Origin of the sequence: Mycobacterium sp. 852002-10029_SCH5224772, from assembly GCF_001667315.1 — a bacterium.
In the GTDB taxonomy this organism is placed as follows: Bacteria; Actinomycetota; Actinomycetes; order Mycobacteriales; family Mycobacteriaceae; genus Mycobacterium.
The window spans coordinates 61005-76168 of sequence record NZ_LZHT01000128.1; the positions used below are offsets into that span (position 1 = coordinate 61005).

A 15164-nucleotide genomic window follows, 5' to 3' on the forward strand; every position below is an offset into this window, starting at 1 on the left:
AACCCGTTATCAGGCGCGGACAAGGTAGCTATTGCCTATCGGGCAGTGGAGATCAAAGCACTTGGGACAAAAACCGCTGCAGCCGTTCGGTCTCGGCGGCTTCGAATATTTGCTCGGGAGGGCCCGATTCCACCACCTTGCCGTGATCCATAAATACAACGGAGTCCGACGCCGACCGGGCGAAACCCATTTCGTGGGTCACGACAACCATTGTCATGCCATCGGCACCAAGATCGGCAATGAGTTCCAGGATTCCCTTGACCATTTCGGGATCCAGCGCCGAGGTCGCCTCGTCGAAAAACATCACCTGTGGCGACATCGCCAGCGCGCGGGCGATCGCCACCCGCTGTTGTTGGCCGCCCGACAGCATCCCGGGACGGGCACCGGCCTTGTGTTTCAGGCCAACTCGGTCCAGCTGCACCAGCGCCAGCTCGCGGGCGTCGTCGGCGGGCAGGCGCCGCAACTTTCGTGGTGCCAGCGCGACGTTGTCCAGCACGGTGCGGTGCGGGAAGAGATTGAAGTGCTGGAACACCATGCCGATACGCTGACGGAGTTGGTCGGGATCGTCGCGTAACACCGATTTTCCGTCCAGCAGGATGTCGCCGCTGTCCGGCTCATGCAGGCGGTTGAGCGTGCGCAGCAGTGTCGACTTGCCCGAGCCGGATGGCCCGATGACCGCGACGGTGCTGCCGGCGGGGGCCTCGATGTCGACGCCGCGCAGCACGGCTGTGCCGTCCAGGGTTTTGTGGATGCCGTTGCACGCCAATGAGACTGGCGATCGGACCGTGCTGCCGGCAGTCACGTGATCTCCTGGCCGAACGTCGAGGTGAGCATGTCGGGCCGCTCTTCGGGATCGACCGTGGCGCGACCTCGGCGCAGCCGCGCGTCGATGTAATTCACCAAATGCGTCAACGGCACGGTCAGTATCAGATAGAAGGCGCCGGCGGCGACGAGTGGCGACAGGTTGCCGGTCTGGGCGTTGAGGTCGCGGCCCACCTGGAACAGCTCCCGCTGGTCGGCGACCAATCCCAGGAAGTACACCAGCGCAGAGGCTTTCAGCAGGGCGATGAATTGATTGACCAGTGCCGGCAGGACTCGTCGGACGCCCTGTGGCACCACCACTAACCGCATGGCCGCCGAATAGCTGAATCCCAGCGCACGGGACGCTTCCAGCTGGCCGGCATCAACGCTTTGAATCCCCGATCGCAGAATTTCGCCGATGTAGGCGGCGGCCATCATCCCCAGCGCGGCAACCCCGATCGGATAGGGGTTGTTGTTCGTCAACCCGCCCACTATCGGACCGACACCGAGCCCGATTATCAGGATGATCACCACTTCCGGAAGCCCCCGGAACACGTCGGTGTAGACCCGCGCCGGCCAGCGTAGCCAGCGCGACTGCGATATCCCGCCGACGGCCAGCAGCATGCCCAGCGCCAACCCGATCACGCTCGCGCTGCTGGTCAGGATCAACGTATTGGGCAATCCGGTGCTGAAGAGCGCGGGAATGGCCTGCCGGTATATATCCCAGTCGAAGAACGAGTCACGCAACTGCGCGAGCGTCGATTTCGGCGCGGCCGGGCCCACGTCCTTGTGGTGTCGAGTCGCCGCGATGGCGGCGAAATCCGGCAGGGTCGGCGCCGGGGCGGCAAGGGATCCGGGTTTCCACCCGGGTGGCAGGGTGCGGGGTACCCACTGCGAGTACAGGTTTGACCAGGTGCCGTCGGCGATGACGGCGTCCAGCCCGGAATTCAGCGCATCGACCAATGGCTTGTTGTCCTTGGCCACCGCATACGCCACGAATCCCTCGTTGCTGAAGGCGTGCGCCACGATGACCGCCGGATCGCCCCGCTGGATCGTGCTGGCGGCCTCCCCGGCCGGTGCCACCCACGCGTCGATCTGCCGGGTCTTGAGGCTGGCGTACACGGTCGCGAAGTCGGGGTACTTCACCGGCTGCAAATGTAAGTTGTCGACGACGTAGGACTCCTCGACCGTGCCCTGCACCACGCCGATGCGCTGGCCGGCGGCCAGATCGCCGAAGTCTTTGATCGCCGAGCCGGGCGGCACCACCAGCGAGTAGTAGCCGAAGTCGTAGCCATTGGTGAAGGCGACGGTTCGGCGGCGCTCCTCGGTGGCCTTGATCGACGATGAGCCGACGTCGAAGCGGTGCGTCGCCACCTGGGCGAGCAGCCCGGCGAAATCCGTGCCGACGAACCGGACTTGGAGCCCGAGTTTACGGGCGATCGCCCGCAGCAACTGGTTGTCGAAACCGCTGTACTGGCCGGTGGGGGTGATGCAGATGTGGGGCGGTGCGCCCGAGAGCGTGCCGACTGTCAGCACCCCCGGCGTGCCAAGTCCCAGGGTGTCGGTGTTCACCGAACTCAACGGCTCGACGCTGGGCGTGGTGTGCTCGTCGGGCTGGCCCAGGGCACGGCTATGCGCCAGATTCTCGGGCAACACGGCCGCGCTTTTCGGGCCGGCGGGCGCGCATTGGTTCCGGTCGGCGGCCGCGGGACCCGCCAACGTGATCGACGCCGACCCCCACACCACCAGCAATGTCGAGGCCAGAGCGAATAGCTTTGCAAGGCGCGTGGCGCGCCGGTGCACGGGCAAACTCATCACTGCCACCGTATCGAGCGGTCGGCGGCACGACCCGGTCAGACTCTGTTCTACAGCGCCAACGATGCTTCGCTGTGGAGCGCGTCCCCGCCGGTAACCACCTGAAGGGGACCGGGGACCACGCGACCGCCGTCGTCGGACGCTGTGAAGACCCTGCGCCTGAACAGCTCGGCAAGCATGGTCTGGGCCATCAGATGGGAGCGATTGATGCACGCTGCCCGCGCGGCGTCGGGGTCGCGGCGGTGGATTGCGGAGGTTTCGTCCTCGTAGAACGGCAGCATTTCCGCGCCCCCGCACTGATAGGTCGTCCAGAACAGGCGGGGGATGAGGTTCTGCGAGGCGCGGATCGTGGCGTGCAGCCGAGGCCCGGCGTACTCGTCGTTGACGGTGTGCCGGTATTCGGCGGTGATATCGGTGAATGCGCGCGCATCTTTGGCGACGCGCAGCGAGCGCATGAGGGTATCGAGCTGCCCCAGGATCCGCGGGGTGGGATTGGTCGCCGCGCGTGCGGACGCAATGCCGTTCAGCAACCCGTCCAGCTCGTGGTGTTCGACGACGGTGGCTTCATCGAATCGCTCGACAAAGGCGCCGCGGTGGTAACGGGTGGACACAATGCCGTCGTGTTCGAGTTGGACCAGTGCCTCCTGAATGGGGACGCGGCTGACTCCCAGGCCCAACGCGATTTCATTGCGGTCGACGCGATCACCGCTGCGCAGCTTGCCGGTCAACAACAGGTGCAGGATGTGCGAAACAACCAGGTCCTTTTCTTTGACCCCGTATTTCTTCGGCATCTTTTAGTTGAGTCTCTTTCGCACCCGGTTCGGCTAGCTGGCGCTGAGAGTTTCTCATGAATTGACACGAGCGTTGAGGTGTTTGGCGAATGAACCTGGAGCAAAACGTTGCGGGGGCGCGTTTAGCGGTTATTGCGCCACTTGCAGAGCGCTTCGGCGTCGCTCAGGTCGTAACCCGGACCGTCGCACGCGACCGTCAGCAGTGTGACGCCGAGGCCGACGAGGGCTTCGGCGTTGGGCACCAGCTCGCCGCCGTTTTTCACGGCCGCCGAGCGTTCGATACGAGCCGGATCGCGACCGACGTCGGCGCAGTGGCGCCCCAGGACATCCGACTTGGCCGGGTACTCGTCCGCGGAGGTGAAGCTGTGCCAGATGTCGGCGTGTTCGGCGACCAGCCGCAGCGTCTTGCGTTCGCCGCCGCCGCCGATCAGGATCGGGATCTCCCGGGTGGGCGCCGGGTTCAGCCGGGCCAGCCGGTTTTTGATCCGGGGGAGCGCGGTCGCCAGGTCGTCGAGGCGGCTGCCGGCGGTACCGAATTCGTAGCCGTACTCGTCGTAGTCCTTTTGCTTCCATCCCGAACCGATGCCCAAGATGAGGCGGCCGTCGGAAATGTGGTCGACGGTGCGGGCCATATCGGCCAGCAGCTCCGGATTGCGGTAGGAGTTGCACGTCACCAGCGCACCGATCTGAATGCGCGACGTCTGCTCGGCCCAGGCGCCAAGCATCGTCCAGCACTCGAAATGCGCGCCGTCCGGATCGCCATAGAGCGGAAAGAAGTGGTCCCAGTTGAAGGCGATGTCCACGCCGATGTCCTCGCACCGGCGCACGGCGTCGCGAATCTGGCTGTACTGCGGAGCATGTTGGGGTTGTAGCTGCACACCGATACGAATGTCGTCGCGAGTCATAGGACCCACCGTAGGCCCCGTCAGCGTGCCGGTGCCGCTTCGATCCGTTCGCGCACCACGCAATACGTTCCGGTGTAGACGGTGGGCGTGCATTTCATGCAGTGGACGCACAACCCTTCGGTGGCCGCACCCTCGCGAAAACGCTTGATTAGGTGGGGATCTCGTAGCAATGCGCGGGCCATGGCCACGCACTCGAACCCGTCGGCCAGCGCGTCTTCCACCGTGTCGAGCCGGTTGAGGCCGCCCCGCCGCGCGCGACCTCGGTGTGCAAGTCGATCAGTGCGTCGCTGACGTTGCCGCGCGCGCATCACGGCCTCGAACCTCGCCGCCTTGATGAAACGGTTTTTCAGGGTCAGGGGCCCAGCCGCTGCGGGCTGAATGCCAGTTTCGATACCATTGGCACCGAAACATAGTACGGCGGGCCAGCCAGGGCGGAGAATGATCGATGCATGTAGCGGTGACCGGCGGAACCGGATATCTCGGCGCGCACACGGTGCGTGCATTGATTCAGGCGGGTCATCGCGTGACGCTGCTGGCCGCACCCACCGACCCCGGCGCCGTCATCGACCGGCTACGAGCGCTCGGATCCGTGACAGTGCTCGCCGGTGACGTGAGGTCCGCCTCGACCATCGAGGAACTCCTCGCCGGAGCCGATGCCCTATTGCATGCCGCTGGGGTGGTGGGCACCGACGAACGCCGCGCCCAGCTGATGTGGGACATCAATGCCTATGCGACGGAGGCGATTTTGACCCGCGCGGTCGACCTCGCGCTCGACCCGGTGGTGTTGGTCAGCAGCTACAGCGCGCTGTTCCCGCCGCCGGATGGCATCATCTCGCACGACACGCCCACGGCGAGTGGCCGCAGCGCGTACGCGAAGACCAAGGGGTACGCCGACCGGGTCGCCCGGCGTTTGCAGGAGGCCGGGGCGCCGGTCGTCGTGACCTATCCCTCGAGCGTCGTCGGACCCGCCCTCGGCACCGCCGCCGGCGTCACCGAGCAGGGGTGGGCACCGATCGTGCGGTGGGCGGCGGCCCCGCGAGTGCGCGGCGGCATGCAGATGGTCGACGTGCGAGACGTCGCCGACGTGCACGCGCGAGTCATGCAGGCCGGTCGCGGCCCCCACCGATACGTGTGCGGCGGGTATCTGCTCACCTTCGACGAGATGATCGACGCGCTCGAAGAGGGGCTGGGCCGGCGGGTGCGGCGCGTGCCCTTGTCGCCGGGCCTGTTGCGTGGCATCGGCCGCCTCGCCGACGCCGCCGGCCGGTACGTCGCCCTCGGCGCTGGGCTCAGTTATGAAGCGGCGCTGCTGCTTACCGCCGCCACGCCGACCGACGACAGTAAAACTCGCCGCGACCTCGAAGTCACGTGGCGATCCCCGAAGGCAGCGATCGTCGAGTCAGTGCGGATGGGACGCGGCGATGGCCGTCGTCAACAGATGCGCGATCCGGTTGCGTAGCGTCTCGGCGTCGTCCTCGGCCGCGACCGTCGTGACGAACAACGCGGCGCCCGCTGCCATCGCCAGGGTCGCCCGGGCGTCGACGTCGGCGCGCCGTCGCTTGGCGGGCGTCGTCGCGCGCACGTCGTCGGCGAAAAGCTGTACGGCCGGTCCGCTGAACTTCGCCCACAAGTCCCTGCGTAGGTCGTCGTTTTCGCCGAGGGCCAGCAGCAGACCCGGCACCGCGGCCCGCACGTCGGGTCTGCCGAACAGTTCGTGACTGCCGCGCACCACCCAGTCGATCCAGCCGGTCAGATCGGTACCGGAAAACGGTGCCAGGTCGGGGGTTTCACCCAGGATAGCGTGGAGCACCAGCTCCGCCTTGGATGACCAGCGACGGTTCAGGCTGGATCGCCCGACGCCGGTTCGCGCCGCGACGAGCCGCATGCTCAGCTCGTCCCACCCGACTTCCACCAGCAAGTCACGGGTCACCGACAGCACGCGCTCGTCGATCGAGGTGTCACGCGGGCGCCCGGAAGGTCTGGCGCTGCGGTCACGGTCCGTCATGAGGGCTCAGCGTGCGTCGAGCACCCCGCGCAGCACGTCGATCAGCGCGAGGGGTTGGTCGCTCTGCACGGAATGTCCCGAATTCTCGACGACGTGAGCAGCGCGGAAATACTTTGCGCGACGGGCGAGTTCGGTCGCGTCCTCGTCGCTGACGAAGCCCGATGAGCCACCCCGCACCAGGGTCACCGGAGCGGACAAAGCATCGACGTCGTCCCACAGGCCGGAGAAGTCGGGGAAGGTGCGGATGGCGTCGTAACGCCACGTCCAGTTGCCGTTGTCCAGCTTGCGCGAGTTGTGGAACACCCCGCGGCGCAACGCCTTCACCTCGCGGTGCGGCGCCGCGGCGATCGTCAAGTCCAGCATGGCCTGGAAGCTGGGGAACTCCCGTTCCCCATGCATCAGCGCCACCGTGCCCTGCTGCTCCTTGGTCATCTCGGAATGCCGTTGCAACGCCGAGGGGGTGACGTCGATCAGCACCAGTTCCTTGACCAGTTCGGGCGCCACCGCCCCCAGCCGGATCGCGGTGAGTCCGCCCAGCGACATGCCGACGACCAGGTCGGCCGTCGCGGCGTGCTCGCGCAGGATCGGCAGCAAGGTGTCGACGTTGAGCCACGGCGAATAGTCGCCGTCCTCGCGCCAGGCGGAGTGGCCGTGACCGGGAAGGTCGACCGCCAGCGCGGGCTCGCCCACGCCGACGATGACCGTGTCCCAGGTGTGCGCGTTCTGTCCGCCACCGTGGATGAACACGATCCGCGGCGCCGTGCCGCCCCAGCGCAGCGCGCTGACCTTGCCTTCACCCGTGCCCGACTCGACGCGCTCGACGTCGGGCAGTGGGCCGGACACCCCGGCCTGCTCGGCGTTTTCTTGCAACAGCGCGAATTCAGTTAATTCCGCCAGCCCGTCCTCAGATACTTCGGTCACGATCTTTGACCCTAGCCCCGGTGTCGCTTCAAAGGACGTAGCGGCGACGAATGCCGCGGAAGCGTTCCCACATCGCGGCGGCGCGTTCGTCGGCGCTCACCATGGCGGTTCCTTCGGGGAGCACCCCGGGCAGCTCGTCGTGCTTGACCACCCGGGTGTCCAGCGCGGCGGGTTCGCCCTCGAGCATGTGCCGGTAGGTGAGGTTGCCGCGTTCGAAGCCCTGGGTGTCCAGCCAGTTGTGCACGCCGGGATCACGGTGAGCCATAACCAGCCGGATGCGTCCGTCGCGGTCGATCCTGGTGCGGCTCGGCGTGTAGCTCACCGGGCGGTACAGGTAGTCCATGCTGTTGAAGAAGACCCCCATGTTGGTGAACATCCACAACCCGTCGTGGGCATCGAATTCGACGATCAGCGCCTCGTCGGCGGCCAGCTCCCAATACATGTTGGCGGCGGCCCGGCCGCGCTTGGTGTCGGCGCCGTCGGTCGTCCCGACGCTTGGGAAGCTGTTCGGGTGGTCGGCGTCGACGCCGCCGTATTGGAACGGGAACTCGGGCCAATCCGACATCAGGCCGGTGACGAAATCGCCGGCCCAGCGCATCGCCTCGATCATGTCGGCGGGCGTGGGCAGTGGTTTGGGGTCGGCCATGTCGGCGCGCTCGATGCGCAGCCGCACCGGAAGCTCATCCCAGCGGTCGAATCCCTGGCGGATGAAGATCTTTCGTGACTCGGGCGTGGTGGGCAGCCAGTTCGGACCCCGCTCGGGCCCGCCGATGTAGAGCTCGAAATCTCCGTGTTCTCCGATGACCAGTTGATGGCCGAGCAGGTTGGCTTCCGGTGTGTCACCGAAAGGTTCGTGCAGGACGCCGGGGCCGGGTGTGCGTGCCCCTTGCACGGTGACGTTGAAAAACCGTGCGGTGCCCCCGGTGCCGGTGAGCCGGTACGTCGACTGACCGTCGATCCACGCTTGCTGATAGGTGAAGTCGGCGCAGTCGCCGCCGAGTTTGCGGGTGGGGCCGCTGAAGGTGTGCAGCGCCGGGTATCCGGTGTCACTGGTTTCGAGGGCCAGATCGAAGGCCTGGCCGAGGTTTTGGGTGAGGAACCGATAGGCATCGACGCGATGAATCCCCGACGACGGGTTGTGGTCCTTGAAGACGCGTTCGCCCGCACGTTGCAGCCGGCTGCAGAATTCGGTCCACGCTGCCTGCAGGGCCGCGTCGTGGGGGCCGTCACCGAACGTCATGCTCACGCCCCCAGCCTGTCCAGCATCTCGCCGACGACATCGCATGCGCGCCGGGCGGATTCGAGCCGGCCCCCTTCGTCGATGCGGGGACCGAGGAGTTCCAGGTCGAAGCCGCGGGTGTAGCCGCCGCGGAGCGCCTGGGCCACGAACGTTTCGATCGGGATGGTGCCGTCGCCCGGGACCGCCCGATTGGGCAGAGCCCGGTCGCCCAGCACGTAGTCGCTCAACTGGATGAGCGCAGTTCGCGGCAGCGCCCGGTGCACCTGTGCTTCGAAATCCCCTTCCGCCCAGCAGTGGAAAACGTCGATGCAGATCCCCAGACCGCTCATCTCAGCAAGGGCGACGGTGTCTCGCAGCGTATGGGCGAGGTGGATGTCGGCGTACAGGCTGGACGCATTCTCGATCGCCAGCACCACGCCGGCGGCCTTCGCGCGGACCGCGCACGGTGCGACCATGTCGCAGAATCGCTCGGCGGCCTGTTTCCAGGTGAGGTTTCCGCGTCCGCCGGTGAGCATGTAGACGGTGTGCGCACCCACGTCCGCCGCCGCGTCGATGACGGTGCACAGCGCATCCCGCGCGGAGTCGGCGTCGGATGTGAGGCTACCGTCGGCGAAGAGGTGGTACACGGCCTCCACGCTGTAGTCGTTGTTCCGCAGCAGGATTGGGAGCTGCGAGTCGAGTAGCTGGCTGTCCAGGATGCTCAACCGGGACACGCCGAGTGCTGTCCAGTGCTCCTGCAGCTCGGCCAGCGCAGCGCCGTAGAAGGTGACGTTGTGGACGGACAGACGTTGGTGTGTGCCTGTCATGTCAGCCCCGGTTTTCGATCGCGACACCGAAGCGGTCCCGGAAGGGTTTGAATTCGGCGTGCAGGGCGTCGAGGTCTTCGCCGATGTCGGTGAGCAGTTGCGTGGAGTAGCGGAACTTGCCGTAGCGATCGCCGCGATTGTCTGCCAGGTAGGCGCGCATCGCCGACTCGGCCTCCGCCGTCAGCTCACGGCCACAAAACGTGTAGTAACGGCGAAGGCAGCCAACGTGATCGGCGATGAAATCGGTGTAGCGAAGGTGCAGGATGCGCGGGTCGTCGACCAGGGGGCTGCTCATGGTGTTGGCGACGCCGGAGCGGGTCAACTCCAGGTGCATCTTCGCCAAGGCGTGCAGGTCGACGGTGCCGACCATGCCTTCGGCGATGTCGGCCATCATCATGGTGCGCGACGCGGCCACCTGCACCGGGTCGCGGTGCAGCCACACCATCCGTGCGTCCGAATAGGTGGCGAACATTTCCTTGAGCCGGAATCCGTGAAAGCCCTTCAGCACCCAGTACTTTCGTGGCCGGCGGTATTGCAGCTGCTGCAGCATGGCCTTGTGCAGCCGGTATTGAGCGGCCGGATCGGCGGCCAGGCCGCCGACCAGCGATTGCATCGGGACCCGCCACCACGCGGTGGGTGTCATCACGCGAAAGTCGAACGCCCAGGTGCGTTCGTCTTCGGGCAGGCCGTCGCCGAGCATGTCGTTGTAGGGGTGGCTGTGCAGCCACTTGGGCATTTTGGCGTTGATCTCGCGCCAGTCGGCATCCGCCCGCGCGCGACGGTCGTCGTCGGGTCCGGCGAGCCCGGGTGGGGGAGACGGGTACATCACCTCCCAGAACCGCAGGGCCCGGGCGCGCGGGTCGACCGACATCAGGGCGTGCATCAGTGTCGTCCCCGAGCGTGGTTCACCGGTGACGAACATCGGCGCATCGATCACCTCGTCGCCGATCGGGTACCGGTTGCGGTCTTCGATGAGTTCGAGGCGCGAGGTCAGCAGCCATCGGCACACCTGTGCTGCCTCGAATCGGCCGTCGGCGTCCATGCCGAGGCCGTTCAGATGGTCGACGGCGACGGCGAAGCGTTCCGGCAATGTCGGATCGCCGTAGTCCCGCAGCCCGGTTTCCGCCTCGGCGGCGGCCAGCATCTCGGCGGCGTCCAACAGCGTTGTCACGACGGGCCTCCGCAGAGCCGCACCAGTTCGTCCTCGGCCGCGCGGACGTTCGCCGCCGACGCCTGCGCGTATTTCAAGCCGGCCATGGCGCCGTAATCGAGGATCTTGGGCACGCGCAGCCCGGCGTCCACGTAGGTCTTGACGATCTTGGCGACCTCTTTCGGTGTTCCGTGGGGCACGACGGCCAGCACCATCTCGGGTCGCACGTTATCCAGGAATTCGACGATCCGGTCCCGAGTGAGCACCGCGGGATCGATGTCCTGAAAGCCGCGCCAACCCTGGCCCATGGGGTGCTCGAAACCGAAGTCATGCAACGTCTTTGCGGAGACCTGCAGCAGAAACGCCTTGACCAGCGGAGCCTGCAGAATCTCGGCGAGGGCAGTGTCGTCCTCGCCGATCAGACACACCTGGATAAAGCACGGTGTGATGGCCATCGGGTCGCGGCCGGCGCGTTCGGCGGATGCCCTTACCGCGGAGAGCATCTCAGCGTAGTGCTCGGGAGTCCAGGCCCCCGCCGGCCACCACCCGTCGGCATGCCGGCCGACGATGTCGAGCATCCGGGGGCCGCTGGCGCCGATCCAGATCTGCGGTGGCCGGCCCTCGTAGGGTTCGGTGTCCAGGCGGGCGTGGTGCAACGAGTAGAACCGGCCGTCGAAATCGATCGGGCCGCCGCTCTGCCAGAGCAGCCGGATCACCGTCAGGGCTTCCTCGAAACGGCTGACGGCACGGGAGAAGTCGAATCCGTAAGGCAGGGTGTTTTCGCTCTCGCCGCTTCCGAGGCCGAGGATGAAGCGCCCCTTGGCGAGGTGATCGATGGTCAGCGCCGTCTGCGCGAGCATGACGGGATGGCGCCGCACGGTGTCGACCACCGCGCTGACGAGGGGCACCCGCTCGGTCAGCACCGCCGCCGCGGCAGCGATCGCGAGCCCATCGAGGTGGCGGTGCGGCGACGGGGAGGCGTTGGCCAGGTCGGTGAACTCGGGAGTCCAGATCGAGTCGGGCCAGAAGCTCACCATGTGGTCGGGCAGCCAGATCGAGTGGTAGCGGCCGCTGTCGAGTTCGTCGAGCCGGGACAGGTCGAGGGGGAGCGTGGTGCGCAGGAACGCCGCGGGTTGAACTCTCATCGAGAGATGATGCTAAGCACCTGCACAGCGTCGTGTCGATGAGTTCACCAGATGAGGGGCCGCGAGCGTAACGCGGCGGCGAATTCCAACCGGGAAAATCGCCGCGGCGTTACGCTCGCGGATCGGAAAAATGGGCGCTAGCCCGAGATGATGAACTCTTCGAGCTTTGTGCGCGCGATGTCGTCGGGCAGCTGCTGGGGCGGGCTCTTCATCAGGTACGCCGAGGCGGGGATCACCGGGCCGCCGATGCCGCGGTCCTTGGCGATCTTGGCGGCACGCACCGCGTCGATGATGACGCCCGCGGAGTTCGGCGAGTCCCACACCTCGAGCTTGTACTCCAGGTTCAGCGGCACGTCACCGAAGGCGCGGCCCTCGAGCCGCACGTAAGCCCACTTGCGGTCGTCGAGCCAGCCGACGTGGTCGGACGGGCCGATGTGCACGTCCTTGGTCTTGAACTCGCGCTGCAGGTTGGAGGTCACGGCCTGCGTCTTGGAGATCTTCTTGGACTCCAGCCGCTCGCGCTCGAGCATGTTGAGGAAGTCCATGTTGCCGCCGACGTTGAGCTGCATGGTGCGATCCAGCTGCACGCCGCGGTCCTCGAACAGTTTGGCCATCACGCGGTGGGTGATGGTCGCGCCGACCTGGCTCTTGATGTCGTCGCCCACGATCGGCACACCGGCGTCGACGAACTTCTTGGCCCACACCGGGTCCGAGGCGATGAACACGGGCAGCGCGTTCACGAACGCCACGCCGGCGTCGATCGCGCACTGGGCGTAGAACTTGTCGGCCTCCTCCGAGCCCACCGGCAGGTAGGACACCAGCACGTCGACCTCGGCGTCCTTGAGGACCTGGACCACGTCGACGGCCTCGGCGTCGGACACCTCGATGGTGTCTGCGTAGTACTTGCCGATGCCGTCCAGGGTCGGGCCGCGCTGCACCGTCACGTTGGTGGGTGGCACGTCGGCGATCTTGATGGTGTTGTTCTCCGACGCGAAGATGGCCTCGGACAGGTCGAACCCGACCTTCTTGGCGTCCACGTCGAACGCGGCCACGAACTTCACGTCGCGGACGTGGTACTGGCCGAACTTCACGTGCATCAAGCCGGGCACGGTGCTGTTCGCGTCGGCGTCGTAGTAGTACTGCACGCCCTGAACCAGCGAAGACGCGCAGTTACCGACGCCGACAATGGCGACTCGTACCTCCGACTGCGCCGCTTCCGCCTTCGGCGGCTGATGCTCACTCATATGGGCGTTCTCCTAACCTCTGACCTCTGACAGGGATGCTGGTTCGTGCAGGGGATTATGTTTGCTCGGAGAGGCCGGGCATAGCCCGCTCCGCGGCAATGAGCTCGTTGAGCCACTTCACTTCGCGCTCACTGGACTCGAGCCCCAATTGATGAAGCTGGCGGGTGTAGCGGTCGAACGAGCTACTGGCCCGCGCCACGGCGTCGCGCAGACCTTCCCGCCGCTCCTCGACCTGACGGCGGCGGCCTTCCAGAATGCGCATCCGCGCCTCTGCCGGAGTCCGGTTGAAGAACGCCAGGTGTACCCCGAAGCCGTCGTCGGTGTAGTTGTGGGGACCGGTGTCGGCCACCAGCTCGCCGAAACGCCGACGGCCCTCATCGGTGAGCTGGTAGACCCGCCGGGCCCGCCGGACAGGCGTCCCGGCCGGGGCGGCGTCCTCGGCGATCAACCCTTCGGCCTGCATACGACGCAGCGCCGGGTAGAGCGAACCGTACGAAAACGCCCGGAAAGCGCCGAGTAAACCGGTCAGCCGTTTGCGCAACTCGTAACCGTGCATGGGCGACTCGATCAGGAGACCCAGGATGGCGAGCTCCAGCATCGATTCACCCCCTTCAAAAGGTTTGCATGGCTAGTTACGACAGTCCGACGCCTCGCGCAATCGTATCGCCTCGATATATTAGCCACAACACCACTTGATGTTGGTTTGGCGTTCGTCACACAGCGCCAGGTGGGGTACGCCCCCTGCGAACCGGTCTTTACGTGGGCAGATTCATCTGCTTGACGGTGCCATCCCCGGCGAAAGCGACGTAGCCGCCGCCGTAGTCGCTGGAGACATACACGGAAAGGGTGAGAGCCCCCGGCGTGGTCGGGTCTTTTGCCGGCTCGACGATCAGGTACGTGGTTTTCACGTCGGACGGCTTCATGCGCAAGGTCTCGGGGGCGCCCCGCATGATGCCCACGGCCGCGTTGACGTCGAATTTGCTCAGGTCGACCGGCACGGGACCGTCCGAGGAACTTTTGGCCGAGCCGGTCGGGTCGCCCCATCCGCCGCGGTAGGTGTAGGCGAGCACCCTACGGTCGTCGGAGGGGTCCGGACGGTCCAGTGCCGCGTAGGTCGGGTAGATCACCAGCCGGTAGCCCATGGTGTCGCCGAACCGTTTGCGCATCTGCTCGAGCAACCCGGTGAGGCCGCCGACCGAGTGCAGCCGCGTGGGCGGCGTCAGCACCACGGCGTTGACACCGTCGGGTTTCGCGCCCGGGTCGGTGGTGAAGTCCAGCGGCGAGCGGGTGTTGCCGTAGAGGCCCCAACCGATGCCGACGCCCAGCAGCACCGATACGACGAAGGCCACGGCCAGCGTCCCCCACCCGCCCATGCGCAGCCGCTTGGGCCGCGAGTCGAGGGCGGGCAGTTGCCGGCCGGTGTTGGATTGCAGATCGCCCACCAGAGCCTGCAGGTCGCCCAGCGTCACCGCTTTGGTCGCCGCGCTGACCCTTTCCCGATGCTCTTCGGCGGAGACCTCGCCGTCGCTCAGCGCGTTGTCGAGGATCGTGCAGGTGTCCTGACGGTCGCTGTCTTTGGCGCGGGTGGTCGCCGTCACCCCGCCAGCGAGCGCGGTCCCGAGCCATTTCGCCACGGGATGATCGTAGAAGTCCGGCCTCGGTCCGGCGCAGAAACCGCCACCGATCGCCGCGGCGCGAGTCGCCACAGTTTTGGTTGCGTATCACTGGTCGGGATGGCGTCGTACTCTGGTGGGCGTGCGACTGCAGCGACAAGTGGTGGATTACGCGCTTCGGCGGCGCTCACTGCTGGCCCAGGTGTACTCGGGCCGCACGGGTGTGTCCGAGGTGTGTGACGCGAACCCTTATCTGCTGCGCGCCGCCAAGTTTCACGGGAAACCGAGCCAGGTCATGTGCCCGATCTGCCGCAAGGAGCAGTTGACGCTGGTGTCGTGGGTGTTCGGTGAACACCTGGGCGCGGTCTCGGGCTCGGCGCGCACGGCGGAAGAGTTGGTGATGCTGGCAACCCGCTTCGACGAGTTCGCGGTCCACGTGGTGGAGGTGTGCCGCACGTGCAGCTGGAATCACCTCGTCAAGTCCTATGTGCTGGGCGCGGTACGCCCGGCATCTCCTCCCAGGGGCACCGGGCGCTCGCGGACGGCGCGCAACGGCGCCCGCACGGCCACTGAATGAACTCGAAGGACGAAGGACGGCACAGCCAGTCGTCCGGTGACCCACGTGGGCCAGGGACCGAGCAGGCGGGCAACCACAAGGACGACCGCATCGACCCTGACCGTCGCAGCGCCGATCCTCAGGACCCCGGGCAACGGAATGCGCCGCCGGC

The 15164-nt window shown here is 66.5% G+C and carries 15 protein-coding genes and 1 pseudogene; 2 read left to right on the forward strand and 14 right to left on the reverse strand.

The genetic code is table 11. The features are described from left to right. Window positions 1-52: 52 nt before the first annotated feature. The 5 genes and pseudogenes from A5775_RS22400 to A5775_RS22420 all read right to left on the reverse strand — a co-directional run. The gene (locus tag A5775_RS22400; RefSeq protein ID WP_067257277.1) at window positions 53-802 is read right to left on the reverse strand and encodes an amino acid ABC transporter ATP-binding protein; all 750 of its coding nucleotides are present in this window, start codon (window positions 800-802) and stop codon (window positions 53-55) included. After that, complete coding sequence (locus A5775_RS22405) at window positions 799-2616, reverse strand: ABC transporter substrate-binding protein/permease (protein ID WP_067257280.1); 1818 nt, start codon at window positions 2614-2616, stop codon at window positions 799-801. The genes A5775_RS22400 and A5775_RS22405 overlap by 4 nt, the downstream gene beginning before the upstream one ends. 50 nt (window positions 2617-2666) lie before the next feature. Then, window positions 2667-3407 (reverse strand): GntR family transcriptional regulator, encoded by a 741-nt coding sequence (locus tag A5775_RS22410; RefSeq protein ID WP_067257282.1) that lies wholly within the window; start codon window positions 3405-3407, stop codon window positions 2667-2669. 122 nt (window positions 3408-3529) lie between these two features. After that, complete coding sequence (locus A5775_RS22415; protein WP_067257284.1) at window positions 3530-4312, reverse strand: LLM class F420-dependent oxidoreductase; 783 nt, start codon at window positions 4310-4312, stop codon at window positions 3530-3532. Window positions 4313-4332: 20 nt separating this feature from the next. After that, window positions 4333-4557, reverse strand: a pseudogene (locus A5775_RS22420) (NADH:flavin oxidoreductase); the annotation flags it as partial. Window positions 4558-4757: 200 nt separating this feature from the next. Here A5775_RS22420 and A5775_RS22425 point away from each other — a divergent pair. Next, window positions 4758-5771, forward strand: coding sequence for an SDR family NAD(P)-dependent oxidoreductase (locus A5775_RS22425; protein ID WP_067257289.1), 1014 nt, complete (start codon window positions 4758-4760; stop codon window positions 5769-5771). Here the strand turns inward: A5775_RS22425 and A5775_RS22430 are convergent. The 9 genes from A5775_RS22430 to A5775_RS22470 form a co-directional block, all read right to left on the reverse strand. Further along, window positions 5712-6317: a TetR/AcrR family transcriptional regulator gene (locus tag A5775_RS22430; protein WP_067257293.1), complete on the reverse strand. Its 606-nt coding sequence runs from the start codon at window positions 6315-6317 to the stop codon at window positions 5712-5714. The two genes, A5775_RS22425 and A5775_RS22430, sit on opposite strands and share 60 nt — an antisense overlap. Window positions 6318-6323: 6 nt before the next feature. Continuing rightward, a complete protein-coding gene (locus A5775_RS22435; protein ID WP_067257297.1) occupies window positions 6324-7238 on the reverse strand; it encodes an alpha/beta fold hydrolase in 915 nt (304 codons plus the stop codon). A gap of 28 nt (window positions 7239-7266) precedes the next feature. Continuing rightward, entirely contained in the window at window positions 7267-8478 is a 1212-nt protein-coding gene (locus A5775_RS22440) for a DUF1214 domain-containing protein (protein ID WP_067257302.1), read from the reverse strand. A 2-nt stretch (window positions 8479-8480) separates the two neighbouring features. Beyond that, complete coding sequence (locus tag A5775_RS22445; RefSeq protein ID WP_067257305.1) at window positions 8481-9284, reverse strand: sugar phosphate isomerase/epimerase; 804 nt, start codon at window positions 9282-9284, stop codon at window positions 8481-8483. Between the two features lies 1 nt (window position 9285). After that, window positions 9286-10455 (reverse strand): sulfotransferase, encoded by a 1170-nt coding sequence (locus tag A5775_RS22450; protein ID WP_067257309.1) that lies wholly within the window; start codon window positions 10453-10455, stop codon window positions 9286-9288. After that, a complete protein-coding gene (locus tag A5775_RS22455) occupies window positions 10452-11579 on the reverse strand; it encodes an LLM class flavin-dependent oxidoreductase (RefSeq protein ID WP_067257313.1) in 1128 nt (375 codons plus the stop codon). The genes A5775_RS22450 and A5775_RS22455 overlap by 4 nt, the downstream gene beginning before the upstream one ends. Window positions 11580-11716: 137 nt before the next feature. Continuing rightward, complete coding sequence (locus A5775_RS22460) at window positions 11717-12823, reverse strand: inositol-3-phosphate synthase (protein ID WP_067257316.1); 1107 nt, start codon at window positions 12821-12823, stop codon at window positions 11717-11719. Between the two features lie 55 nt (window positions 12824-12878). After that, window positions 12879-13421, reverse strand: coding sequence for a PadR family transcriptional regulator (locus A5775_RS22465; protein ID WP_067257326.1), 543 nt, complete (start codon window positions 13419-13421; stop codon window positions 12879-12881). Between the two features lie 157 nt (window positions 13422-13578). Then, the gene (locus A5775_RS22470) at window positions 13579-14457 is read right to left on the reverse strand and encodes a DUF1707 domain-containing protein (RefSeq protein ID WP_067257353.1); all 879 of its coding nucleotides are present in this window, start codon (window positions 14455-14457) and stop codon (window positions 13579-13581) included. Between the two features lie 121 nt (window positions 14458-14578). Here A5775_RS22470 and A5775_RS22475 point away from each other — a divergent pair, with 121 nt between their 5' ends. Next, window positions 14579-15013, forward strand: coding sequence for a DUF5318 family protein (locus tag A5775_RS22475; RefSeq protein ID WP_067257357.1), 435 nt, complete (start codon window positions 14579-14581; stop codon window positions 15011-15013). Window positions 15014-15164: the final 151 nt, after the last annotated feature.

What these genes read in the sequence shown, in the direction of transcription:
- A5775_RS22405 (WP_067257280.1), bottom strand. Translation starts at nt 2,616, where the DNA reads ATGAGTTTGCCCGTGCACCGGCGCGCCACGCGCCTTGCAAAGCTATTC.
- A5775_RS22410 (WP_067257282.1), bottom strand. Translation starts at nt 3,407, where the DNA reads ATGCCGAAGAAATACGGGGTCAAAGAAAAGGACCTGGTTGTTTCGCAC.
- A5775_RS22415 (WP_067257284.1), bottom strand. Translation starts at nt 4,312, where the DNA reads ATGACTCGCGACGACATTCGTATCGGTGTGCAGCTACAACCCCAACAT.
- A5775_RS22425 (WP_067257289.1), top strand. Translation starts at nt 4,758, where the DNA reads ATGCATGTAGCGGTGACCGGCGGAACCGGATATCTCGGCGCGCACACG.
- A5775_RS22430 (WP_067257293.1), bottom strand. Translation starts at nt 6,317, where the DNA reads ATGACGGACCGTGACCGCAGCGCCAGACCTTCCGGGCGCCCGCGTGAC.
- A5775_RS22440 (WP_067257302.1), bottom strand. Translation starts at nt 8,478, where the DNA reads ATGACGTTCGGTGACGGCCCCCACGACGCGGCCCTGCAGGCAGCGTGG.
- A5775_RS22445 (WP_067257305.1), bottom strand. Translation starts at nt 9,284, where the DNA reads ATGACAGGCACACACCAACGTCTGTCCGTCCACAACGTCACCTTCTAC.
- A5775_RS22455 (WP_067257313.1), bottom strand. Translation starts at nt 11,579, where the DNA reads ATGAGAGTTCAACCCGCGGCGTTCCTGCGCACCACGCTCCCCCTCGAC.
- A5775_RS22460 (WP_067257316.1), bottom strand. Translation starts at nt 12,823, where the DNA reads ATGAGTGAGCATCAGCCGCCGAAGGCGGAAGCGGCGCAGTCGGAGGTA.
- A5775_RS22465 (WP_067257326.1), bottom strand. Translation starts at nt 13,421, where the DNA reads ATGCTGGAGCTCGCCATCCTGGGTCTCCTGATCGAGTCGCCCATGCAC.